The organism is Candidatus Neomicrothrix sp., from assembly GCF_035329545.1.
Taxonomy (GTDB): domain Bacteria; phylum Actinomycetota; class Acidimicrobiia; order Acidimicrobiales; family Microtrichaceae; genus Microthrix; species Microthrix subdominans.
Map to the genome: position 1 here is coordinate 15,741 of NZ_DAOLGP010000025.1, position 22,928 is coordinate 38,668.

21 protein-coding genes are annotated in these 22,928 nt (G+C 70.1%); 12 read left to right on the forward strand and 9 right to left on the reverse strand.

The window, feature by feature from the left end:
- Window positions 1-20: 20 nt before the first annotated feature.
- Window positions 21-1,733, forward strand: a complete 1,713-nt coding sequence (locus PKD89_RS13450) for a SulP family inorganic anion transporter (protein ID WP_289012578.1) — start codon at window positions 21-23, stop codon at window positions 1,731-1,733.
- Between the two features lie 39 nt (window positions 1,734-1,772).
- Here PKD89_RS13450 and ric read toward each other — a convergent pair whose 3' ends face one another.
- On the reverse strand, window positions 1,773-2,513 hold the full coding sequence (gene ric / locus PKD89_RS13455) for an iron-sulfur cluster repair di-iron protein (protein ID WP_287390906.1): 741 nt from the start codon (window positions 2,511-2,513) through the stop codon (window positions 1,773-1,775).
- A 207-nt stretch (window positions 2,514-2,720) separates the two neighbouring features.
- Here ric and PKD89_RS13460 point away from each other — a divergent pair, with 207 nt between their 5' ends.
- From PKD89_RS13460 to PKD89_RS13480, 5 genes are all read left to right on the forward strand, one after another.
- Window positions 2,721-3,908, forward strand: a complete 1,188-nt coding sequence (locus tag PKD89_RS13460; RefSeq protein ID WP_289012579.1) for an imelysin family protein — start codon at window positions 2,721-2,723, stop codon at window positions 3,906-3,908.
- Window positions 3,905-5,299 (forward strand): di-heme oxidoredictase family protein, encoded by a 1,395-nt coding sequence (locus tag PKD89_RS13465; protein ID WP_289012580.1) that lies wholly within the window; start codon window positions 3,905-3,907, stop codon window positions 5,297-5,299. The genes PKD89_RS13460 and PKD89_RS13465 overlap by 4 nt, the downstream gene beginning before the upstream one ends.
- Complete coding sequence (locus tag PKD89_RS13470) at window positions 5,296-6,270, forward strand: imelysin family protein (RefSeq protein WP_289012581.1); 975 nt, start codon at window positions 5,296-5,298, stop codon at window positions 6,268-6,270. Before PKD89_RS13465 ends, PKD89_RS13470 begins: the two co-directional genes overlap by 4 nt.
- Window positions 6,245-7,612: an HTTM domain-containing protein gene (locus PKD89_RS13475; protein WP_287390912.1), complete on the forward strand. Its 1,368-nt coding sequence runs from the start codon at window positions 6,245-6,247 to the stop codon at window positions 7,610-7,612. Before PKD89_RS13470 ends, PKD89_RS13475 begins: the two co-directional genes overlap by 26 nt.
- Before the next feature lie 114 nt (window positions 7,613-7,726).
- Window positions 7,727-8,518, forward strand: a complete 792-nt coding sequence (locus PKD89_RS13480; protein WP_287390914.1) for an SDR family oxidoreductase — start codon at window positions 7,727-7,729, stop codon at window positions 8,516-8,518.
- Between the two features lie 92 nt (window positions 8,519-8,610).
- Here the strand turns inward: PKD89_RS13480 and PKD89_RS13485 are convergent, their stop codons facing one another.
- Together PKD89_RS13485 and PKD89_RS13490 are read right to left on the reverse strand one after the other, a co-directional pair.
- Window positions 8,611-9,450 (reverse strand): lysophospholipase, encoded by an 840-nt coding sequence (locus PKD89_RS13485; RefSeq protein WP_287379697.1) that lies wholly within the window; start codon window positions 9,448-9,450, stop codon window positions 8,611-8,613.
- Between the two features lie 9 nt (window positions 9,451-9,459).
- On the reverse strand, window positions 9,460-10,116 hold the full coding sequence (locus PKD89_RS13490; RefSeq protein ID WP_287390916.1) for a hypothetical protein: 657 nt from the start codon (window positions 10,114-10,116) through the stop codon (window positions 9,460-9,462).
- Window positions 10,117-10,257: 141 nt separating this feature from the next.
- On the opposite strand from PKD89_RS13490, the gene PKD89_RS13495 reads away from it, so the two are divergent.
- The 4 genes from PKD89_RS13495 to PKD89_RS13510 all read left to right on the forward strand — a co-directional run bounded on the left by PKD89_RS13495 (window position 10,258) and on the right by PKD89_RS13510 (window position 15,177).
- On the forward strand, window positions 10,258-10,941 hold the full coding sequence (locus PKD89_RS13495; protein WP_287390917.1) for a DNA alkylation repair protein: 684 nt from the start codon (window positions 10,258-10,260) through the stop codon (window positions 10,939-10,941).
- A 224-nt stretch (window positions 10,942-11,165) separates the two neighbouring features.
- Window positions 11,166-12,119 carry a calcium/sodium antiporter gene (locus PKD89_RS13500; protein ID WP_289012582.1) on the forward strand — a complete coding sequence of 318 codons (954 nt, stop codon included), beginning with the start codon at window positions 11,166-11,168 and terminating at the stop codon, window positions 12,117-12,119.
- A 214-nt stretch (window positions 12,120-12,333) separates the two neighbouring features.
- Window positions 12,334-13,452, forward strand: coding sequence for a S1 RNA-binding domain-containing protein (locus PKD89_RS13505; RefSeq protein ID WP_287390921.1), 1,119 nt, complete (start codon window positions 12,334-12,336; stop codon window positions 13,450-13,452).
- Window positions 13,453-13,512: 60 nt separating this feature from the next.
- The gene (locus tag PKD89_RS13510; protein ID WP_287390922.1) at window positions 13,513-15,177 is read left to right on the forward strand and encodes a DEAD/DEAH box helicase; all 1,665 of its coding nucleotides are present in this window, start codon (window positions 13,513-13,515) and stop codon (window positions 15,175-15,177) included.
- Here PKD89_RS13510 and PKD89_RS13515 read toward each other — a convergent pair.
- On the reverse strand, window positions 15,174-16,052 hold the full coding sequence (locus tag PKD89_RS13515) for a hypothetical protein (protein ID WP_289012583.1): 879 nt from the start codon (window positions 16,050-16,052) through the stop codon (window positions 15,174-15,176). The two genes, PKD89_RS13510 and PKD89_RS13515, sit on opposite strands and share 4 nt — an antisense overlap.
- Before the next feature lie 41 nt (window positions 16,053-16,093).
- On the reverse strand, window positions 16,094-17,068 hold the full coding sequence (locus tag PKD89_RS13520) for a hypothetical protein (protein ID WP_287390925.1): 975 nt from the start codon (window positions 17,066-17,068) through the stop codon (window positions 16,094-16,096).
- 75 nt (window positions 17,069-17,143) lie between these two features.
- On the opposite strand from PKD89_RS13520, the gene PKD89_RS13525 reads away from it, so the two are divergent.
- Entirely contained in the window at window positions 17,144-18,805 is a 1,662-nt protein-coding gene (locus PKD89_RS13525; RefSeq protein WP_289012584.1) for an MFS transporter, read from the forward strand.
- Here PKD89_RS13525 and PKD89_RS13530 read toward each other — a convergent pair.
- From PKD89_RS13530 to PKD89_RS13540, 3 genes are all read right to left on the reverse strand, one after another.
- On the reverse strand, window positions 18,745-20,370 hold the full coding sequence (locus tag PKD89_RS13530) for a tetratricopeptide repeat protein (RefSeq protein WP_289012585.1): 1,626 nt from the start codon (window positions 20,368-20,370) through the stop codon (window positions 18,745-18,747). The genes PKD89_RS13525 and PKD89_RS13530 overlap by 61 nt on opposite strands.
- Entirely contained in the window at window positions 20,367-21,065 is a 699-nt protein-coding gene (locus PKD89_RS13535; RefSeq protein WP_287390931.1) for a hypothetical protein, read from the reverse strand. The genes PKD89_RS13530 and PKD89_RS13535 overlap by 4 nt, the downstream gene beginning before the upstream one ends.
- 73 nt (window positions 21,066-21,138) lie before the next feature.
- On the reverse strand, window positions 21,139-22,011 hold the full coding sequence (locus PKD89_RS13540) for a TIGR03619 family F420-dependent LLM class oxidoreductase (RefSeq protein ID WP_289012586.1): 873 nt from the start codon (window positions 22,009-22,011) through the stop codon (window positions 21,139-21,141).
- A gap of 150 nt (window positions 22,012-22,161) precedes the next feature.
- On the opposite strand from PKD89_RS13540, the gene PKD89_RS13545 reads away from it, so the two are divergent.
- On the forward strand, window positions 22,162-22,329 hold the full coding sequence (locus PKD89_RS13545; RefSeq protein ID WP_289012587.1) for a hypothetical protein: 168 nt from the start codon (window positions 22,162-22,164) through the stop codon (window positions 22,327-22,329).
- Here the strand turns inward: PKD89_RS13545 and PKD89_RS13550 are convergent.
- Entirely contained in the window at window positions 22,284-22,913 is a 630-nt protein-coding gene (locus PKD89_RS13550; RefSeq protein WP_289012588.1) for a precorrin-2 dehydrogenase/sirohydrochlorin ferrochelatase family protein, read from the reverse strand. The two genes, PKD89_RS13545 and PKD89_RS13550, sit on opposite strands and share 46 nt — an antisense overlap.
- Between the last annotated feature and the right edge of the window lie 15 nt (window positions 22,914-22,928).

The following is a 22,928-nucleotide window of genomic DNA, read 5'->3' on the forward strand; positions in this document are numbered from 1 at the left end:
ATGCCGCGTGGTCGGGATCGATGAAGACACTGGCGCGCTGGGCCCCAGGGCTGGGGACGTTGCGACGGTACGAGGGGGCTTGGCTGCGCCCGGACCTGATCGCCGGCGTTGTCTTGGCGGCGATCCTGGTGCCCCAGGGCATGGCCTACGCCGAGCTCGCCGGCCTCCCGCCCGTGACCGGGCTTTACACGACGATCGCATGCCTGGTGGCCTACGCCGTGTTCGGACCGTCGAAGGTGCTGGTGCTGGGGCCGGACTCGTCGGTGTCGCCCTTGATCCTGGCCGCCATCACGCCCCTGCTCGTCACCGGTGACCCGGAGAGCGCGATCGCCCTGGCCGGGATGCTGGCCGTCCTCGTCGGGGTGATCATGATCGGGCTCGGGCTCGCCAAGCTGGGCTTCGTTGCGGACCTGTTGTCGAGCGAAGTGCGGGTCGGCTATCTCAACGGCCTGGCGGTCACGATCATCGTGGGGCAGCTGCCCAAGCTGTTCGGGTTCTCGACCGACGCCGACGGCTTTGTTGACGAGGTGCGCCAGTTCCTTCGGAACGTCGACCGGACCAACCGGGCGACGCTGGTCACCGGGCTGTGCGTGTTGGCGGTGCTGCTGGTGCTGCCGCGCCTGACGACGATCGTGCCGGCGGTGTTGGTGGCCGTGGTGGGCGCAACGATCGCGTCGGCGGTGTTCGATCTGGCAGCCTCGGACGTCACCACCGTTGGCGTGCTGCCTCGGGGCGTTCCGGCGCCGTCGCTGCCGTTCACCAGTTGGTCCGATGTCGTCCCGCTTCTGGTTGGCGCAGTCGGCATCACGATGGTGTCGCTCGCCGACACCATCGCAACCTCCAGCGGCTTCGCCGCCCGACACAACGAGGAGGTGGACGCCAACCAGGAGATGGTCGGGATCGGAACGGCCAACATCGCAGCGGGCTTCTTCCAGGGGTTTGCCGTCTCGGTCAGCGGCTCCCGAACGGCGGTCGCCGACCAGGCCGGTGCCAAGAGCCAGGTGACCGGTCTCGTCGGTGCCGGACTGGTCGCCGCACTGCTGTTGTTCCTCAACGGGCTGCTCGCCGACCTGCCCCAGACTGCGCTCGCCGCCGTGGTCATCACGGCGGCGCTGTCGCTGATGGACCTTGGCGCCCTCCGGCGCTACGCCAGCATCCGGCCGTCGTCGCTGGTGATCAGCCTGGTCGCCGCCGCCGGCGTGATCCTGCTGGGCGTGCTTCAGGGCATCGTCGTGGCCATCGTGCTGGCCGTGCTGCTGTTCTTCCGGCGCAACTGGTGGCCCCACGGCGCGGTTCTGGGGGAGGTCCCGGAGCTGGGCGGCTGGCACAGCGTGACCGAGCACCCCTCCGCCACCCAGCTTCCCGACATCGTCGTGTTCCGCTGGGAGGCGCCGCTGTTCTTCGCCAACGCCGGGCAGTTCCGCGACCAGGTCCGTCGCCTGGTGCGGGAGCAGCACCCCGGGTGGGTGGTGTTGCAGTGCGAGGCGGTCACCGACATCGACGTCACCGCGGCGGAGGTGCTGCGCGACCTGGACGAGGAAGTCAACGCCGCCGGCGTCCACCTGGCCTTCGTCGAGATGCGAGACCGACTTCAGAGCCTGGTGAAGCGCTACGGCCTGCACACCACGCTCGACGAGGAACACTTCTACCCGAGCCTCGAACGGGCCCTCGCCGACATCACCTCCGCCGCCGCTGAGGGGTCGGTAACCGACCGTCCAGCCGGGCAGACGTAACCCAAGGGGCGCTTGCGGCCGATCAGGCGACCGGTGCGGTCAGGCGCGTGCCCCGGCGGACGTGCGCGCCTCGACCGTCGGGAACAACACGTTGTTCTCCTTGTGGACGTGGAGATGGGTGTCGGCCTCGAGCGCACTCAGTGCCCGGTACGTCTCGGTGTACGAGGCACAGCCGTCGGCCGGAACCGTGTAGTCGGCCGTGATCTCCCGCAGTTGTTCCAGGAGGCCGCCGACCACCTCGTGCTCGGCCATCAACGACCGGACCTCACCCGGCAGCTCATCGACCGCTGATCCGGACTGGGCGTCGGTTGAGGACATGAGCGAGCGCATCGCCGGGAACACCACCTGCTCCTCCGAGGTGAGGTGTGGCTCGAAGTCGCTGCGGAGTTCGACGAACAGCCGTTGCACCTCTGCGAGTTCAGGATGCCGGTCTCCGTGCACCATGGCGATCTTGTCGACCAGCTGACCGAGCCGTGGAAGTTCGTCCCACAGGTAACGGTGGTGCGTCGACTCAATGTGGTCGATCAGATCGATCGGACCGAGGGAGGCCCACTGAGCGGGCGCCTCGTCCTGATGGATGGACGACAGGTCCTCCGCAACCTTCTGCGCGTCGAGATCGAGTTCGACGGCAGCGTCGGCGAGGCTTCGGTCGCCGTGGCAACAGAAGTCGAACCCCCGCCGTTGGAGTTCGGCGGCAAGTGACGGTTTGAGGGTGACGATCTCGCCCAGCGTCATCGTGGGATCGATCTGATGCGCAGTGTGGTTCGACGGCGTGTCCATGGTGCTCCAGTTCTTGGGTGCGAGCCGACGACGTGCGGCTCGGTGGCTCCCGGTCGCGCGTCCGTTGCAGGTCAAAGTCGAGACGTACGGTTCCCACCGTACCCATTGGCGCTCCGAGCTGGTCCCCAGCGGGTCGAACGCCGACGCTGCGGCAGTCAGCGAAACCCAACCTTGACATCGACTGTTAGGTCAGCCTAAAAATACCGAGTGAAATTTTCAGCCGTGCTTCCAGCCGCCCTCGCCGCCGTGCTCATCGTGTCCTCCTGCGGGGGCAGCGATGAGGCCTCGACCACCGACGAATCGTCGACGGTCGACTCCGCGGTGGGCTCCGAGGTCGTCGGGCACTACGCCGACGGCGTGTATGTCAGCTATGCGGCCAGCGTCGAGAGCGCCACCAAGATGGGCGACGACATCGAGGCATTCCTCGACGATCCGACCGAGGACACGCTCGCCACGGCCAGGAAGGCCTGGCTGACCGCTCGGCCCGACTACGGCGTGACCGAGGCGTTCCGCTTTTACGGCGGCCCGATCGACGCCGACGACACCGGGCCGGAGGGACGGCTGAACGCCTGGCCGATGGACGAGTCCTACGTCGACTACGTCGAGGGTGACCCCGAGGCGGGCATCATTAACGACCCGGACGAGTACCCGACGCTCGACACCGACACGCTGGCATCGCTCAACGAGGCCGGCGGCGAAACCAACGTGTCCACGGGCTGGCACGCCATCGAGTTTCTGCTGTGGGGCCAGGACCTGTCCGAGGACGGGCCCGGCGAGCGCCCAGCGACCGACTACACCGACGCCCCCAACGCCGATCGGCGCAGCGAGTACCTGGCGTCGGCGACCCAGCTGCTGCTGACCGACCTGCAGGGTGTGACAGACGCATGGGACCCGGACGGGGACGACAACTTTCGGGTGAAGTTTCTTGCCCTGCCCACCGACGAGGCGCTGACCAACATCGTGACCGGTGCTGGCGAACTCAGCCGGGGCGAGCTGGCCGGTGAGCGCATGTCGGTGGCCTACACCGAGCGCAGCGAAGAGGACGAGCACTCGTGTTTCTCCGACAACACGACCGAGGACATCGTCGCCAACGCCCAGGGTGTGGCCAACGTGGTGACCGGCGACTACCCGGGCGGAGTGACCGGCCCCGGATTGGCCCAGCTCTTCGCCGAGAACGATAAGGCCGCCGCCGACGAGCTGGTCGAGGCGGTCGAAACCAGCGTGGCCGACGCCGAGGAGATCCCCGCACCGTTCGACCAGCACCTGCGCGACGGCGTTGGCGACGACGAGCCGGGGCGTCTCGCCATCAAGACCACGATGGACGCCCTGAGCGCCCAGACCGACCTGGTCGTCGCCCAAGCCTCCGACCTGGGGCTGAGCGTCGAGGTTTCGTGACAGCGTTCGCCCGCCGTCTGGCCGCACTGCTGATGACCGTCGGATTGATCACGGCGGCGTGTGCAGGCGCGGGCGCAGAGCCGAAAGCGCTCGACCCCAACCTGGGTGGCGCCGCCACCCGAACGTCCGCCACCCGCAACGCGTTTGCGCTGCCGGTCGACGGGCTCGACTCCGACGGGCGGCTGAGCTTCGAGGTGGGCGACAGCTTCTTCACCAAGAACTGGGTGACCTCGCCGGCGTCGACCAAGGCGCGTGATGGTTTGGGCCCCACGTTCAACGCCCAGGCGTGTTCGAGCTGCCACAACCTCGACGGTCGGGGGGCACCGCCCGATGACGCAGGCGACACCTCAACCCTGGGGCTGCTGCTGCGGCTGTCGGTGCCTGGTGCCGGGGCCGACGGCGGCCCCGTGCCCGAGCCCACCTACGGCGACCAGCTGCAGGACCGGGCGATCCGGGGCGTCGAGCCCGAGGGCAAGATGGCGATCGACTGGGTCACCGAGTCCCACAGCTTCGACGACGGCGACTACGAGCTCCGCCGGCCCGACGTCTCGGTCGCCGACCTGTCGCAGGGTCCGCTGGCCGACGATGTGCAGATCTCCCCTCGGTTGGCGCCCCAGGTGATGGGGGCCGGGCTGCTCGAAGCGATCCCCGAGGAGTCGCTGCGGGCGGCCGCCGACCCGGACGACGCCGACGGCGACGGCATCTCCGGACGGGTCAACATCGTGCCCGACCCCCGCACCGGCAAACCGGTGGTGGGCCGTTTCGGCTGGAAGGCCAACGTCGGCACCGTCGAAGGGCAGGTGGCCGCAGCCTTCCTCGGCGACATGGGGATCACCTCGCCGCTGCACCCCGACGAAAACTGCAACCCGGGCGACGCCGAGTGCCTGGCCGCCCCCGACGGCGGCAGCCCGGAGGTGCCCGAAGAGACCCTCGGGCGGGTCGTGTTCTACAACAAGACGCTGGCGGTGCCGGCCATGCGCAAGCACGAGGACGCCGACGTGGTCGCCGGGGCGGCACGCTTCGACGACCTCGGCTGCGCCGGCTGCCACACCGTCGGCCAGACGACCGGACCGAGCGAGATCGCCCAGCTCAGCGAGCAGACGATCAGCCCTCACACCGATCTGTTGCTGCACGACATGGGCCCCGGCCTGGCCGACGACCGCCCCGACTTTGTCGCCACCGGTTCCGAGTGGCGGACCCCACCGCTGTGGGGGCTCGGGCTGGTGCCAGTGGTGAATGGCGACCGCTTTATGCTGCACGACGGCCGGGCCCGAAGCTTCGACGAGGCCATCATGTGGCACGGCGGCGAGGGCCAGGATGCCGCCGATGCGTTCGCTGCGCTGGAGAAGAACGAACGGGCCGAACTGATCGCCTATTTGGAGGCCCTGTGAGCCGGAGGAAACCGTTGAAGAGGAGGACGCCGAGGTCGACGACCGCACGCTCCACCAAGCGAACTGCGGTCGGCGCGCTGGTCGTCGTCGGACTGCTGACCGGCTGCTCCGGTGGCACCGATCGGGGCGATGTGCTCGCCGACCTGGCGACACAGGGCGCCGAGACCCTTGAGGCGCTACCCGAGGTGGCGGCCGCTGCGACAGCGGCGGTCCAGACAGCCTGTGCGTCGGGCGAGAAGGCCGACTTCGACGCCGCTGTCGAGGATGTCGCCGCCGCCCAGACCCGCTGGCACGAGGCCGAGGCGTTCTGGTTGGGGCCGGCCACCGACCTGCGGTCCAACTCGATCGTCGACTGGCCCGCCAACGCCCAGGATGTCGACGACCTCGTCGCGGCCGAGGAGCCGGCGACGATCGACGTCAACTACCTGGCCGCCTACGTGGGCGCCGACACCCGCGGCTACGGGGCGGTCCTGACGTTGCTCGAGCAGGCGCCGCTTGACGAGCGCCAGTGCGGCTACGCCAACGCCGCCACCGCCCTGGCCGAATCGGGGATCGATGCGGTGACCGCCGCTTGGACGGATCCCGACGACGGTGAGCCCTACCGCGACGAGCTGGCCGACCCCGCGGTGGGGATCGACGCTGTGGTCAACCACCTGTTGGCGCTGCTGACCAACAAGGATGCGGCCAACTGGGAGGCCCGCAGCAACTCGGTCGAAGACCTGCTGTTCGGGCCGGAGGGGGACAGCGGCCTCAGTGCTCTGCTCGACGACGACCTCACCGCCCAGCTGCGAACCGAGACCGACGAGTTGATCTCGGCGACCAAGGACGGCGAAGCGGCCGCCGACGATGAGCCCAGCGAGGCGGCGTTGGCCGCGATGAACGAGCTGCGAGCCACCGTCGCCACCCAGGTGGTCGCCGAACTCGGCGTCACGGTGACCTTCAGCGATGCCGACGGCGACAGCGCCGGCTAAGCGGGGGGCCGCTCCGGCCCCCGCACCACCCGCAGGCTCGGCGCCGCCGCTGCACGGCCGACCGGTCTCGTCGGCGTCGCTCGAGGCGCTGCGGATGGCGTTCGGGCTGCTCGTCGTTGCATCGACGGTCCGCTTTCTCGCGCGCGGCTGGGTGGGCTCCCTCTACCTGGCCCCCGAGCACCACCTCACCTACCCGGGCTTCGACTGGGTGGCACCCCTTCCCGGTGTCGGGGCGTACCTGCACGTCGCCGTCGTCGCCATAGCCGGGCTTGCCATTGCGCTCGGCTGGCACACCCGGGCTGCGCTCGGCGTTTTTCTGGTCGGATTCGTGTGGATGGAGCTGATCGACGCCTCCCTCTACCTCAACCACTACTGGCTGATCACCCTGTTGGGCGTCCTGCTGTTCGTGTTGCCGGTCGGGCGGCGGTGGTCGCTCGACGTGCGCTGCGGTCGGCTCGCACCGGCCACCGTCGTCCCGGCCTGGATGGTGTGGGCGGCACGCGCCCAGATCGGCGTGGTCTACGTCGTCGCCGGCATCGCCAAGTTGAACGACGACTGGCTGGTGCGGGGCGAGCCGCTCGGCATGTGGCTGGCGGCCCGCAGCGACCGGCCGGTCGTCGGCCCGCTGTTCGAGCTTCCCACCACGGCCCTGGTCGCCTCCTGGGCCGGGCTGATCTTCGACCTGACCATCGTCGGCTGGCTGCTGTGGAGGCGGTCCCGTCCCTGGGCCTACGCAGCGGTCGTCCTCTTCCACCTCTCGACGGCCGCCCTGTTCCAGATCGGCCTGTTTCCCTGGGCGATGATGCTGCTCACCCCGGTGTTCTTCTCGCCCGCCTGGCCCGAGCGCACGCTGGCTTGGATTCGCTCGATCGGCCGGTTCGAGGCACCGGCTGACGTGCCTCCGACCACCGAGGTGTCACCACCGCGACGGAGGGTTCAGGTGGCGGTCGCCGCCGTGGCGATCGTCAACATCGTCGTGCCCGCCCGGCACTACCTGTACGCGGGTGACGTCACCGAGAACGAGGCCGGCTACTACGGGTCGCTGCGGGTGATGCTGACCGAGAAGACCGGCACTGTGCGCTTCGTCGTCACCGATACGGCCACCGGAACGTCGGCGACGGTCGACCCCGACGACGTCTTCGAGCCGTGGCAGGTCGGCCAGCTGGCCTCCCGGGTCGACCTGCTGATCACCGCGGCCCAGATCATCGCCGAGGATCACGCCGTCGACGGCCACCGGGTGGAGGTTCGTGCCGACGCCTGGATCTCGATCAACGGCCACCCGCGGCAGCGCACCATCGACCGCGCTCTCGACCTGACCACCGTCAACCGTCTCCCGAGGTGATCTGGGGCGGGCGACGGTCGGGCGTTCGGAGCGACGCAGGGACACCGGGTCCGACCCGGTTCGGGTAGCGTCCGTCCGACCCGGCCAGGGGGCCGAGACCAGGGGGAGCCAGCGATGATTCTCGACAGATTTCGCATTGACGAGCAGGTCGCGGTGGTCACCGGCGCCGGTCGGGGGATCGGCGCTGCGACCGCTGTGGCCTTAGCCGAGGCGGGCGCCGACGTGGTGATCTCGGCCCGCACCGAGGATCAGCTGGAGGCCGTCGCCGGTCGGATCGAGGCGGCGGGCCGACGGGCCCACATCGTCACCGCCGACTTGAGCGACCTCGACGCTGTCGCCGGCCTGGCCGGGGCCGCCAAGGAGGCCTTCGGCCGCCTGGACATCGTGGTCAACAACGTCGGTGGGTCCATGCCGCGAGCGTTCCTGGACACGACCCCCAATGCGATGACCCGCGCCTTCGAGTGGAACGTGTCGACGGCGCATGCGCTCACCCGGGCAGCGGTGCCGGTGATGCTGGAGAACGACGGCACCGGCGCGGTCGTCAACATCTCGTCGCTCAGCGGCAGGGTTGGCAGCCGGGGGTTCATCGCCTACGGCACGGCGAAGGGGGCGCTCACCCACTGGACCCGCATGGCGGCCGCCGACCTGTCGCCCCGAGTGCGGGTCAACGCCATCGCAGTCGGAACGATCGCCACCTCGGCCCTCGAGATGGTGACCGAGGACGAGGGGATGCGAACCGCGATCGAGGGGAACACACCGCTCGGACGCATCGGTGAGCCGGAGGAGATCGCCTCGGCGGCGCTGTTCCTCGCCTCACCCGCCGGCGGCTACATCAGCGGCAAGATCCTCGAGGTCGACGGCGGTGCCGAGAAGGGGCAGCTCGACATGGGCATGCCCGACCTGTAGCCGCTGCGTGGATCGAGGAAACCCTTCAAGGCAGAGCCCCGCCGAACCGAGCAGCTCATCACCGGGACGTGGGACCGTGTTTCGGGCCCGAGCTAGCGGCGGGCGTCGATCCAGTCGATGATCGTAGTGAGCACGTCGTCTGCCTCGGGCTCGTTGTGCAGTTCGTGGTAGCAGCCGGGCCAGATGCTGACCGTCCGGTCGCTGGAACCGACCGCAGATGAGAACCGCACCGACCCGGCGGGGTCGGCCAGCGTGTCGTCGCTGCCGTGCATGATCAGGACGGGCACGGTGATCCGGCCGGCCTGCTCCATGGCGGCCTTCATGGCCACCGACAGCTCTCTGGCGGTTCCGGTGGTGACCTTGCCGCGGTAGTTCAGCGGGTCGGCGTCGTAGTCGGCCCGTACCGCAGGAACTCGCGAGATGGCGTCGCCGTCCAGCTCGATCGTTGGCAGGTTGGGAGCGATCCTGCCCAGTGCGTTGGCGATCGCCAAGACGGGCTTGGGCACGCTTGCCGCCGTCTGCAGGGCGGGCCCGGTGATGATCAGACCAGCGAAGCGTTCGTCGCCGCGCTCGGCCAGGCGCACGGTGGCCAGGCCGCCCATCGAGTGGCCGTAGACGAACAACGGCACGCCGTCGGACGTCCCCGAGCTCAGGTCGGTCACGACCGACGCCAGGTCGTCGACCAACAAGTCGAAGTTGTCGACCGTCCCCCGCTCGACGCCCGTGGTGCGCCCGTGGCCGCGGTGGTCCAGCGAGGTGACGGCGAAACCGGCATCGCACAGCCGCTGGGCGACGTGCTCGTAGCGGCCGGAGTGTTCGCCGTACCCGTGCACCAGCAAAATCTCGGCTCTGGGGGTGGCATCGGGCGTCCAGCGGATGGTGTGCAGCGTGACGCCGCCGGTTCCGGGCTTGGTGGAGGTCTCGGTGTTCACGGTCGCAGCCTACGAGGCGCTCCGCCCGGCCCCGGGCCGCGCAATGCGACTCGGCGGCGCCGTCGAGGCTTGGTCGTCGGTCGATGCGGTTGCGTCCAGGAAGCGGGCGGCCTCGCGCACGGTACGCAGGCGGACGAAGCGGAGATGATCCCAGGCCGGGTCGTTCATGGCGGCGGCGTACCGCTCCCGATAGGGGGTGTAACGGGTCCACCCCCAACGCAAAATCGATCGATGGGGGTCCCACGACATCAGGTTGGGGACGCGCTCCCGGTTGCCGTTCCAGAGCTCCTCCCGGGTGAGCACACGCCGAAGTGTGCGGCGAAGAAGCTGCGTCATCACGACGCGCCGGGGGAGGTCCAGCCACACGACGGTGTCGGCGGTCGGCCACACCACCTGGTCGCGAACGCGGGAGTAGTTCCCGTCGATCACCCACCCGTCGCTCTTGGCCACGTCTGCGGTCCGACGCTCGAACTCATCGCCCGGCAACTCCGTCCAGTTGGCCAGGTGAAAGATGGAGTCCAACTCGAGCCGGGGGACGTCCAGCCGGTCGGCGAGCTGTCGGGCGAAGGCCGTCTTGCCAGCACCTGGGCAACCGACGACCGAGATTCGACGCATGGCATCCTTGCGGATGTGCCGGTGGCTACGCCGGTATGGCGTGGTCCACACCGACGCAATCGAGGATTGCGAGTTCTCACACCGACGCCGCCGAACACCAGGCCGCTCGTGTCGGCCAAATCGGTCAAGTGGCGGGGCGCTCACACAGCGTCGGCATGGGCCACAGGACCGCTGCGTGCGACGATCATCGTGATGGAGTCGACGTCTGAGTTGGACATGGCGGCGCTGCGGCGCCGGTTGGAGGCAGCCTCAGCGCCCGAGCGGGCAGAGGCGATGTCGGCCTACCTGCGCAACCAGTTTCCGTTTTTGGGAATCGGGGCCAAGGACCGCCGGGCGGCCACCCGACCGACCCTGGTCGCCGCCAAAGCCGCCTCACCCGACGAGCTGTTGGCATTCGCTGTCGAGTGCTGGGAGCAGTCCGAACGGGAGTTCGCCTACGTGGCCTGCGACGTGCTGCGATCGCAGGCGTCGCGCCTTGAGCCCCGTCACCTCGACGGAGTTCGATCGCTTCTCACCTCCAGGTCGTGGTGGGACACGGTCGATCCGTTGGCCACCCGCACGGTGGGCAGCATGGTGCGGACCCATCCTGAGCTGGCCGGGACGATGGACCGCTGGGTGCACAGCGACGATTTCTGGCTGGCTCGCACGGCAATCCTTCATCAGCTGCTGTACCGGGAGGCCACCGATGCCCATCGGCTGTTCTCATACGCCCAGGCGCGGGCCGGCGACGACGAGTTCTTCGTCCGCAAGGCGATCGGCTGGTCGCTGCGCCAGTACGCCCGCGTCGATCCGGACGCAGTGCGGACCTTCGTGGCGGCCCACGACGGCGAGCTGTCCAGCCTGACCAAGAGCGAGGCCCTCAAGCACCTCGACTGAGCCCAGCGGCCAGGCACGCCAACAACAAACTCCGAACTGGGGAGCCCAAAGCGCGGTCTGGCGGTCGTTTGCGCTCCCGAGTTGGCCGTGACTCCCGTAGTCGGGAGTGCAGGGCGCGCTCTGGCGGTCGTTTGGGCTCCCCAGTTGGGCGCGCCTGCCACCGAGTTGGCGGACGGCGGTCGCCTGCTTCGGGACGGGCCGCTGGAACTGTCAAGATGGCCGCCGTGGTCTGGTCCCTCCTCCTGATCGCCTTCGGCGTCGCCGCGCTCGCTTATAGCAGCGACTGGTTTGTCGACGGCGCCGCCGTTCTTGCCGATCGGCTGGCGGTCCCGTCGGTGGTGATCGGCACGCTGGTGATCGGGCTGGGCACCTCGTTGCCCGAGTTGTTCGTTTCTACTCTCGCCGCAGTCGATGGCGACCTCAACCTGGGCATCGGCAACATCGTCGGCTCCAACACCGCCAACCTCACCGTGGTGTTGGGTATCGCAGCGATGATCGGCGTGGTGCGCGTCGACTCCGAGATCGTGCGCCGAGAGGCCTTGCTGATGCTGGGCTCCTGCGTGCTGGTCGCCTTGCTGGCGTGGCGGAAGCTGACCCTCGTCGGCGGATTGATCCTGTTGGTCGGCCTGGCGGGATACCTGGCGCTCACGGCGGTGCAGGCGCGCCGCAGTCGCAACGACCGGCTGACCGCCGACGTCGAGGAGTACACCGAGAAGGAACGCCGGTACCCGATCTGGATGGAGGTGGGCCGCACGCTGATCGGGCTCGTCGGCACGGTTGCCGCCGCCCGGGCGCTGGTGATCGGTGCGGTGGGTCTGGCCGACCGGTTTGGCCTGTCGAGCGGCTTCGTCGGCCTGAGCATCGTGGCCCTGGGGACGTCGCTGCCCGAGCTGGCCGCAGCGGTCCAGGCGGTGCGACGCAAGGAGGACGAGCTGCTCCTCGGCAACCTGGTGGGTTCCAACCTGCTGAACAGCCTGCTGGTCGGCGGCCTGGTCGGGGTGGTTGGCCAGGGCGTGGAGGTGACGAGCGCTGTGGTGCACCGGGGGATGGTGGTGATGCTGCTGAGCGTCGCGGTGGTGACCGTCCTGATGGTGACGCGCGCTCGGATCGGGCGGGCCGCTGGGGTGGCGCTGGCCTCCGCCTATGTCGTGTCCGTTGCAGTCCTGGCCCAGGGCTGATCGTCGACTCGATCGGCCACAATCCGGCGGTGATCCTTCGGTGCCACTGATGCCTGCCGGGTAACCCCGAGGGCGGTTGGCCGCTGCGAGGGGGCACACTGGGGTTCCACCTTCTGACACCTGCGAGGTTTCGGTGTCCAGCCCCACCCCAAGTCAACCGCCCCCACGTCCCCCGGGACCGCCCCCACGGTCGATCCTTGCCGCACCGGCAGGTATGAACGCTGCCGCACCGCCAGGGTCGGGCACGGACGCGCGCCGGTCGTCGCCCGTTGACACGTCCGTTCCACCGAGCGTCGAACCATCCGTTCGCCCGCCCGCCGACCCGGGCGCCCCACCAGCGGTTCACGTCGGACGGATCATCACCGCCACCGTCGACGACCTGACCGACCGGGAGATCGTCCTCAAGATGGTCGACGGACGTCCCGGCGTGGTCATGCGCCGCGATGTCGAGGACGCCGACGGCAAGGTGCCAGCGGTCGGCGACTCGATCGACGTCGCCCTGCTGGCCCGGGAAGACCCGCAGGGCAGGGTGGCCACCTCCCGCGGCTGGGCGGTGAAGCAGCGCGCCTGGCAACGGATCGACGCCGCCCGGTCCTCCGGCGCGGCCCTGCTCGTGACCGTCCTCAAGCAGGTGAAGGGCGGCCTGCTGGTCGACTTGGGCCTGCGGGCCTTTCTGCCCGCCTCTCAGGCATTCGAGGATCGCGGCGGAGAACTGTCCGAGCTGGTCGGCACCGAGGTGGAGGTGCGGGTGACCGAGGTCGACCGCGATCGCGACCGGGTGGTCGTGTCCCGCCGGGACGTGCTGCGCTCCCAGCGGCGGGCCGAGGAACGCTCCGTCTTCGAACGTCTCGAGGTAGGGGCGACGGTCACCGGGCGGGTCGTGGCGATGACCGATTACGGCGCGCTGGTCGACCTGGCCGGCGCCCGAGGCCTGCTGCACCGCACCGAGATGTCCTGGAGCCGGGTGGCCAGCATGGAGGACCACGCCAAGCCGGGCCAAGAACTCGAGCTGGTCGTCATCGAGCTCAACCGTGCCAAGCGGCGCATCGGGTTGTCGTTGCGCCGGCTGGCCGACGACCCCCTTCCAACGCTGGAGGAGGGGACGGTCAGCGACGCCACGATCAGCCGGCTGGTCGATTACGGGGCGTTTGCCGAGCTGCCGTCGGGGCTGGAGGGGCTCGTGCACCTCAGCGAGATGGCCGAGGGGCGTGGGTTTCGGCCCGAGGAGCTGGTCGCTCCGGGGGAGCGGGTGCGGGTCATGGTGGTGGGGATCGACCGCAAGCGTCGCCGGCTGGACCTGTCGATGACCCGGGCGGCGATGGCCGCCCCGTAGAATCGTCGGTCCCGATCACCCAACCCCCCCCCCGATCCTCTAGCCCAACCGGTCACGATGATGGCGACACGCATACGGCTGCGGCCTTGGCAGCACCAGGCGCTTGAGAAGTTCAACGCGTCCGAACGCGACGACTTCCTGGCCGTCGCCACGCCCGGCGCCGGCAAGACGACCTTTGCGCTGACCGCCGCCAGCCAGTACCTGGCCGGCACCCGGGGTCGTCGGCTGATCATCGTGGCGCCCACCCAACATCTGAAGACCCAATGGTCCGATGCAGCGGCCCGCTTCGGGCTGCACCTCGACCCCGCCTGGTCCGCCCGGGAAGGCACCCTGCCGGGCGACGTGCACGGCATCGTCACCACCTATCAGCAGGTGGCCACCAGCTCGGTTGAGCTGTCCCGGCTGGCCGCCGGGGCATTCGTCATCTTCGACGAGGTGCACCACGCCGGCGATGATCGGGCCTGGGGAACGGCGATCATGGCTGCGTTTGCCAACGCCGGACGTCGGTTGTCGCTGTCGGGTACGCCGTTCCGATCCGATGTCACCCCGATTCCGTTCGTCACCTACCACCTCGACGAGGCCCAACCCGACTTCGAGTATGGCTACGGCGACGCCCTGGCCGACCGCGGCGTGGTGCGGCCGCTGTTCTTCCCGCGCATCGGTGGGTTTATGGAGTGGGTAGCCCCCGACGGCGCCCAGGTGGCTGCCACCTTCGAGGACGACCTGACCCGCGACCTGGCCAACCAGCGGCTGCGCACCGCCCTGTCGTTGGAGGGCGAGTGGATGTCGACCGTGTTGGCGCAGGCCAACGAGCGGCTCCAGACGTTGCGCCAGGTGCATCCCGAGGCGGGCGGGTTGGTGATCGCGATGGACCAGGCGCACGCCACCGGCATCGCCGAACTGCTGCGTAAGCTGGGCACCCGGGCGGTTGTCGCGGTGTCGGACGACCCCGGTGCCTCGGACCGCATCGCCCGGTTCTCCGAGAGCAGCGAGCCGTGGATCGTGGCGGTGCGGATGGTGTCCGAGGGCGTCGACATCCCCCGGCTGCGGATCGGGGTCTACGCCACCAATACGTCGACCGAGCTCTTCTTCAGGCAGGCGATGGGTCGCCTGGTGCGCTGGACGCGCGGCGTGCCCCGCCAGCGGGCCTGGTGCTTCCTGCCCGACGACCCTCGCCTGCGCTCCCACGCCGACTCGCTTGCCACACAGCGCCGCCACAGCCTGGCGAAGCGGCGCCGGGACGATGACGACGAGCGCGGCGACGAGCCGGCCTTTGATTCGCCCGACGGCGCAGACGAGGCCGATCAGATGTCGCTGTTCGCCGTGATCGGTGCGGTGGCCCAGCACGAACCGGCCGAGTCGGAGGGCGTGTTCGCCGACGACGGCGACGACGATGATGACGGCCTCGACGACGACCGTGGGGTCGACCTGGAGCTGGTGGCGCCGCCGACGCCGGACGGGCGGGTTCGGGCGCAGCCGGTACCCGGCGAAGCCCAGGGGGCGGACGCGAAGCCTCAGCTGACCGCCCGCCAGCGGCGCAGCGAGCTGCGCGACCGCAACGCCTCCCTGGCGCGCGACCTTGCCAGACGCGCCAACATGACCCACGCCCAGGTCAACCGGGAGCTCAACCGATTGTCGGGGGTGACCCGCATTTCCGAGGCGACCGAGGCCCAGCTGCAGCGCCGGCTGGACGAGGCCAACCGCTGGAGCCGTCGGGTGCGTTAAACGGGAAGGTCGAGCGCGGCTTGGGGGCACACCGCCCGCCGGTCGCAGTAGCCGCAGTGGCGGCCCGGGGTGAGGTTGATGGCATCACCGAGCGACCGGCCGACGGCGACTGTTGCGGCCGTGGTGATTGCGGCCACGCCGCCGTCGAGCAGCGCAGGGGTGACGCGGTGGGTGCGGCGTCGGCCCTGACGCAGGTCGCAGACGATCACCCGGGTGGGCTCCACCCCAAACCGGGTTGCATGCAGCACGGCCAGCCAGCCGGCCTCGGCGCGTTCGACGGCGACGTCGAGCGGGCCGTCGAGCAGGCGGATCAGCCCCAGGTCGGTGGCCCGGCGGTGATCCGCGGTTGCCCCCTCCAACCGAGCGGACACGAGCAGCGGGGTGTGGGGCACCTTCCACTCGAAGCGGCCGGGGGGCGACTCCCAGGCCAGGCCGGCGACCTGGCCCACCCCGACGGTGGCGACGGCTGCGGCCAGCCAGGTGGCCGCCTCCGCGCGCACGGCGCTGAGGCCGCCCGGGGGGAGCTCTGCCAGCCACTCGCCCAGGCTGCGCCCGGCCTGGGCGGCCTCGGCGCGGTCGAGGGCCCGGTTGGGCCGGTAGCCGACGGCTGGCAGCTCGGCCAGGGCTTCGAGCCCCAACGTCCGACGGGCGAAGCGGGCACTCCAGGCGAACGGCTCGGACTCGAAACCGGGGCAGCGGCGATGGTTGGCCAGCCCGAAGGTATCCACATCCACCCGTGGAGGGGCGCCGTCGCCCAGCCGGGCGGCGATGGGGGAGAGGGCATCGACCAGCCGGGTGCGCCAACTCCAGTCGACCGCCGCCGGGACCGGGCGGGTAGCGCCGCGATCATCGGCGGCCTCGGAGGCTGGGCTCATCGGCTCTGGGCTCGTCGGCTCTGGGGCAGTCGGCTCTGGGCTCATCGCATGTCGCCCTTCCGCTGGGCCGACGGGTTGGCCGAGGGACAGATCGCCGCGTCGGGGCACCAGCCGCAGTGGGCGCCGGGCGTCTCCTCCGGCGTCTCGCCCCGGGCGAGCGAGCCGAGGACGTCGAGGGCGTGGGCCACCCGGCGGGCAGCGCTCTCGAGCACCTCGATCGTCACCGGCGGCAACTCAACCCAGCCGGTCCCCGGGCTCCAGTGCAACACCGCTGCGGGGGCCAGGCCGTCGCGCAGCCCAATGCCCAGGGCATAGAGGTTGAGGTCGAAGCTGTGATCGTGGGCGAGGGCGGTCGCCTTCACCTCGATCAGCGCAGGGGGCAGGCGGGCGGCCGGGCCGCCCAGCTCGACGTCGGGCCGCATGGTGATGACGACGTCGCCGTCGGCCAGCGCCACCGCTGCGGTGCTCTGGCTGCGGGGCCACCACCGTGCGCCGCCGCCCTCGCCGTCGGCGTCCCACTGGAGGTCCATCCAGTCGGCGCGCAGCCGGGCGGCCAGCTCGACGCAGTCCTCGTCGAAGCCCGTCCGCTCCGAGTCGTCCAGGTCGGCAACCGCTTCCAGTTCGTTGTGTTCACTTCGCGCCTCCCAGGCATCGAGGACGATCTGCGCGGCGGGCTCGTTGAGTGCGCCGCCGGCGAGCACGTGGGCGACCAGCACATCGGCCGCCACCCCGCGACGTCGCGTGCGCTGCGCGTCGGGGGAGCCGGCCTCGAAACCGATGCTGCGCCTGGCGGCGGCGAAGCGGGCGCAGCGGATCGCATCGGCGATCGCCGACTTGGGGGCGCGCAGCGGCAGCGAACCGGCGGGCACCCCGGCGACGGCGGTGCGGGCCGCCCCCTCGAGCAGGTGACGCAGCTCGTCGAGCGGGGTGCCCCTCACCGGCGGGGGCGGATGCGTCGCCAGCTCTTCGAGGATGGCGACGAGCGGGCGCAACGTCGTCTGCGGGCTGGCTGCCATGGCACTCACCGTAACGGGGCAGGGCCGGGCCGGAGCGGGTGGACGATCCGCACGCGGCGGTAGGGTCCGGCGCTCATGTCTGCCCCACCCCCCGAGCAGTACCGTTCCCGTCGCGCCCACCGGGCCGCCCGCCGCGTCGAGACCGACGCCGAGTTCGACCCGATGGTGGGGCACCCCCATCGTCGCCGGGTGCTGTGGGTGGCCAACCAGTCGCTGGTGCTGGTCGTCGTAGCGGTGAGCAGCCTCAACGTGGCCATCCCCAGCCTGATCCGCGACCTCAACCCGTCGCCGTCGGCGCTGCTGTGGATCGTCGACATCTATCCGCTGGTGTTCGCCGGTTTCCTGCTGCCGGCCGGCGCGCTCGGCGACCGCTTCGGGCGTCGGCGGGCGTTGTTGTTCGGGCTGGTCGTCTTTGGGGCGGCCACCCTGGCCGCGTCCCTCGCCGCCACTCCGGCGCCGCTGATCGTCTGCCGCGGCATCATGGGCTTCGGTGCCGCCTTCGTCATGCCATCCACCCTCTCGGTGATCACCTCGGTGTTCCCGCCGCGCGAGCGGGCCAAGGCGATCGCCTCCTGGGCCGGGTTTGCCGGCGCCGGCGGTGCGTTGGGCCCGTTGCTGTCCGGGGTGGTGTTGCAGGCCTACTCCTGGCACGCGGTGTTCCTGATCAGCTTTCCGATCGTTGCGGTTGCGGTGGTTGCGGTGGTGCTGGTCGTGCCCGAGAGTCGGGACCCGCACGGCACCCCGCTGGATCCGGGCGGCGCCGTTCTGTCGATGCTGACGTTGGGCCTGTTGCTGTTCGGCATCATCGAGGGCCCGGAACACGGCTGGGCCAGCCCGCTGGTGGTTGGCACCCTGGTCGGCGCCGTGGTGGCCGGAACCCTGTTCGTGCGCTACGAGCTGCGTGTGGAGCACCCGATGTTGGACCCCAGGTTTTTCCGGATCCGGGCGTTCTCGGTATCGGCGCTGACGATCACGGCGGGCTTCTTCGCCATGTTTGGCATGTTCTTCATCCTGTCGCAGTACTTCCAGTTCGTGCTCGGCTACTCGCCCCTGCTGGCGGGCATCGCCCAGCTGCCGTCCGCGATCGTCATGGTCGTTCTGTCGCCGAGAAGCCCGGCAGCGGTGGCTCGGATCGGGGTGCGCAAGACCGTGTTTGTCGGCATGGTGTCGATGGTGGCGGGTCTGTTGGTGTTCGCCCAGGTCGGCCCGTCAACCCCCTACATGGTGGCGATGGTGGCCCTGGTGTTGACGGCGACCGGCATGGCGCTGACGATGCCGTCGACCACCGCCGGGCTGGTCGGCTCGCTGCCCGCCGGCAAGGCCGGAGTCGGGTCGGCGGTCAACGACACCACCCGCGAGGTGGGTGGGGCGCTGGGCATTGCCGTGATGGGCTCGGTGCTGACGTCGGTGTACCGGGAGTCGCTGAGCCTGCCCGCCCAGCTGCCCGCCGCAGCTGCCGACGCCGCCCGTCGCTCGATCGGGGCGGCGCTCGAGGTGGCCGGACGTGCCCCCGGTGCGCTTGGCGATCCGCTGGCGCAGGGCGCCCGCGCCTCGTTTGCCCAGGGGGCATCGACCGCGTTCTACGTCGCGGCGGCCGTGATGGGTCTGGTCGCCGTGTTCATCTGGTTCCGGGCCACCGACGACACCGCCGCTGCGGCCGGGTTCCACGACCGGGCTCAGCAGGTGGCGGTGCCCCCGGGCGCGTCGAAGGACGTCACGGGCGCACCGTTGACGTAGACGTCATAGCGGAACGCAACCGGGGTGCAACGCGGTTGGAGCGACGCACTGCCCGAGAGCGTGCCGGAGCCACCGACGGTGGAGAACCGGGCCAATTCGGCGCGTTGGACAAACGCCGCCCCAGGTGCCGGTTGCTCAAACACGTACAACGACACTGCGCTGTCGGGGGGCAGCTCGGCATAGCCGAGCTCGATCGACAGCGTGGCCCGGTCGTTCCCATCCGGCGCGCCCTGCCCGGGCGCGTCCTGGTCGAAATTGGACGACTCCAGCGTGAAGGAGCCGCCCTCGGGTGCTGGTTCGGCGAGGTCGCCGAACACCAGCCGCGCCTCGCCGGCGGCCAGGAGCGCTCGAACTTCGTCGGTCCCGTCGGAGTGTTGGGGTACGGCCAGGTCGACCTGTTCGAGCAGCGTGAACAGGTCGGCGGCCAGCTGTCGGGCCTCGGCTGAGTCCTCGGCCGGCCCGAGCAGCTTCACCCCGGCGGCGAGCTGGTCGACGGCCTCGTCGGTGTTGCCCCTCGCCAGTTCGGCGGCGGCCAGGCTGAGGTACGCCTCCGGCGCCCGGTCATTGACCTCAAGCGCCTGGCGCATCCGTCGAGCGGACCAATCGAAGTCGTCGTCGTAGAACCTGTAGAGGCCGGACAGGAACAAGCTGGTGAAGTCCTGCTCGTTGCTCAGCGACACCGCTGTCTCGGCGTCGGCTTGGGCCTGGTCGGCCTCCGGGGTGTTGGCGTCGATGACCGCCAGCGTCTCGAGGAAGTCGGGGTTCGTGATGAGGAACGAGGCGACCGAGCGGCCGTTGTAAGCGGCGACGAAGTCGGGGTCGGCAGCGATGGCCCGGTCGAACGCCGCAGTGGCCTTGTCGTGCTCGCCGAATGCAGCGTGGGTGGCCCCAACGGCCGCGGCGTCGATCGCCGCCGTCGGCGTGCTCGGAATGTCTTTTGCGTGGATCCACAGCGCCCACCCGGCCACGTAGACGGCCAGAATCAGGCCGGGCACCAGCACCGGCGGCCGTGTGCGCCGGTTCAGCACCAGCGTGAAGCCGACGAGAAACAGGGCCACCCCGAGGGTGGTGAGCACGGTCTCGTACTGGGACGTGCGGTTGTTGTAGCCCACGCGGGTCTCGGCCAGCGCCTTGCGCCGCAGCCGGTCCCGCTCGGCTCGCAGGGTCAACCGGCGCCGCAGCTCATCCCGCCGGCCGGCGTCGAGCCCGGCAGCGGCGTCGCCGGAGGCCAGGTCCCGATCGACCTCGCCCACGTCGGACGGTAAGCCGACCGGGTCGAAGCCGGCGTCTCCTTCGAGGGCGTCCGCCTCGGCGTCGAGGTCGGTCTCAAGGCCGTCGAGCGACCCCTTGGAGATGTTGGCGCTCATCGACTCCGCCGCTGCCCGGGTGGTCTCTCGGGCGTAGTAGGACTCCCTGTTGCCCGAGTCGACCCGCAGGACCCCGATCCAGGCGCCCAGCAGGCCCAGCACCGCCAACACCACCGCCACGCGACGTTTGTAGGGGTCCGACTCCGACAGTTCATCGCGCTCGTCGGGGGTGCGGTCGTCAAGCTTGCGGTCGTTCACGACATGAACCCGGTCGCCAGCCCACCGATCCAGGCGGTGGCGAGAAAGATGCTGCCCAGGGCCAACCCCGACAGCCGGAGCCGTCTGCTGACCGTGACCTCAGCCGCAGTCAGCACGACCACGGCGCTCAACAACAACCCCACCCAGTAGGTCAGGTTGCGGATGCGCCGTCGGATGGCCGAGGACTCGTCCGCCCAACGCTGGGGCTGAAGGTCGCTCGCCGAACCCAACCCGGTGCTTTCGAGTACCCGCAACTCGTCGATTCGCTCCTCGAGGTCGAAGGCCTGGGGTTGGGCCGTGGCGGCCTCGGAGCGTTCACCGAGGGTGCTGGGTCCGAAGACTCCGGCGTCGGTGGCTCGCTGAGTCGCGGCGGCCCGGCGAGCGGCTGCCTGGCGTTCGGCCAGATCGGCGAGCTCACCTTGCCCGGTGCTGCGGAGCGCTTCGGCGTCGGAGTCGAGCCCACCAGCGACTGCATAGTCGGCCAGGTACCGGTCGTATTGGCGGGCCTGGCGTGCCGCCTCGATGTTGACGTCGACCTCGGCGGTCTCCACATCGATCTGTTCGCCCACCGATTGCCGGTCGTTGTAGGCGGCGGTCGAGCCGATCTGTCCGCCGCGCCAGGTGAACAGCCCCGCGGTGACCGTGCTGATTCCGATCATCAACGCGATGAGGCGCTTGAGGTTCGTCGTCGACACCCTGGCGAGCGTAAAGGGTCACACCTCGATCGCGACGATCGGATGAGCGCCCCGGCGAAGGGCCGGGCTCCGCCTACTGCTTGGAGAGCACCTGTTCGGCAAAGTCGGTGATGCCCGCCAGCCGCTCGTCGAGCTCCTCGGTGAAGCCGCGGGTATAGACCCAGGGCATGGTGAGCACCGAGGTGACCCCGAGGTCCTCCAGGCGGGCGAAGCCGTCGGCGTTGATCGCGTCGGAGCAGGACACGATGTACTCGAAGGGCTTGTCCTGGGTGCCGTAGTGGGCCCGCCAGTGCTCGATGCGCTCGATGGCGGCGCCCACCTCGGCGGTCGTCATCAGGTCGGAGATCCAGCCGTCGCCTAGGCGCGCGGCGCGCTTGTAGGCGAACTCGGAGATGCCGCCCACGTAGATCGGCACCGGCTCGGAGGTGCGCGGGGTCATCTCGATCTCGGGCAGTTGGTAGTGCTTGCCGTCGTAGGAGAACCACTCCGGTTCGCTCTCCCACAGGCCGCGCATGATGTCGATCGCTTCGTCGGCGCGCTTGCCGCGGGTGCGGAAGTCGGCGCCCATCAGCTCGAACTCCTCCTCCATCCAGCCGACGCCCATGCCCAGGGCAACCCGGTTGCCGATCAGCGAGGTGATCGAGGCGAGCTGCTTGGCGACGCCGAGCGGGTGGCGCAGCGGCAGCACGTAGATGTTGGTGAAGAACCGCAGCCGCTCGGTGACCGCACCCATGGCGGCGATCGCCACAAACGGGTCGACGAACGCAGTCTGCGGCTTGAAGCGGGGGCTGCCGTCGGTGGTGTAGGGGTACGGCGAGGAAATCTGGCGAGGGTGCACCACGTGGTCCGAGCAGGCGACCGCCCAGATGCCGGCCTCATCGCAGGCCTTGGCCAACGGCAGGTATTGGTCGGGATCGGTAAAGGCGAGGGCAGCGCTGAACTTCATGGGTCCTCCCGGAGGGTCGACCGGGCACCCTACCGAAGGACCACCTAAGGATCGTCGGCGTCAAGCAGATGCGATTGAGGTCGAGCGGTCGGCTGACCCGAGTTGCCGGTGGTGTGACCCGATGGTGACGTGGCCGCTGATCATCGAGTGATGGGTATTTCTCCCAGGGTGGCGGCCTACGACGGCGCCAAGTGGGCCGACCTCGGGCCGGCGGTCGGCGGCACGCTGGCCGACCATCCCAACGCCGAGGGGCAACAACAGCTCGCCGAGAGCTACGCCTTGGCGCTCGACAGGCAGTGCGGGCCGGCCTCCGGCTGAGCGCCGCCGGAGGCGCTGAGCGCACCGTCGGCAGGTCCGAGCGCGTCGTCGATGATCACCGCCCAGTCGATGTCCTCGGTCGATTGTCCGGCGGCGTGGATGGCGGCGCGGCGCCTGGCCAGCTCGAGTGCCAGATCCCGAACCTCGTCGGTCAGCAGGTTGCGGGCCCGGTCGCGCACCGCACCCGCCAGCGCCGGGCTGGCGCCGTCGCTGCTGACCGCCACCGTCAACGGCGCGGCTCGGGCGATCGCCGGCAGGATGAACGAGCAGTGCTCCGGCCGGTCGGCGGCGTTGACCCACAGGCCGGCGGCGGTCGCCTGGGCGCTGACCGCGTCGTCGACGCCGGGTACGCCGGTGGCGGTGATCACCAGGCGGACGCCGTCGAGGTCGGCCGGACGGTAGGGGCGGCGGCGGTGCTCGACGACGAGCGACCGATCGAACGTTGCGTCGACCTCGGGGGCGACCAGGCGAACCCGGGCGCCGGCCCCGGCCAGACCGGCCACCTTGCGAAGCCCGATGCGGCCGCCGCCCACGACGAGCACGTCGACGTCGGCCAGGTTGAGAAACGCGGGGTAGTCGAACACGGTGAGGACATTACT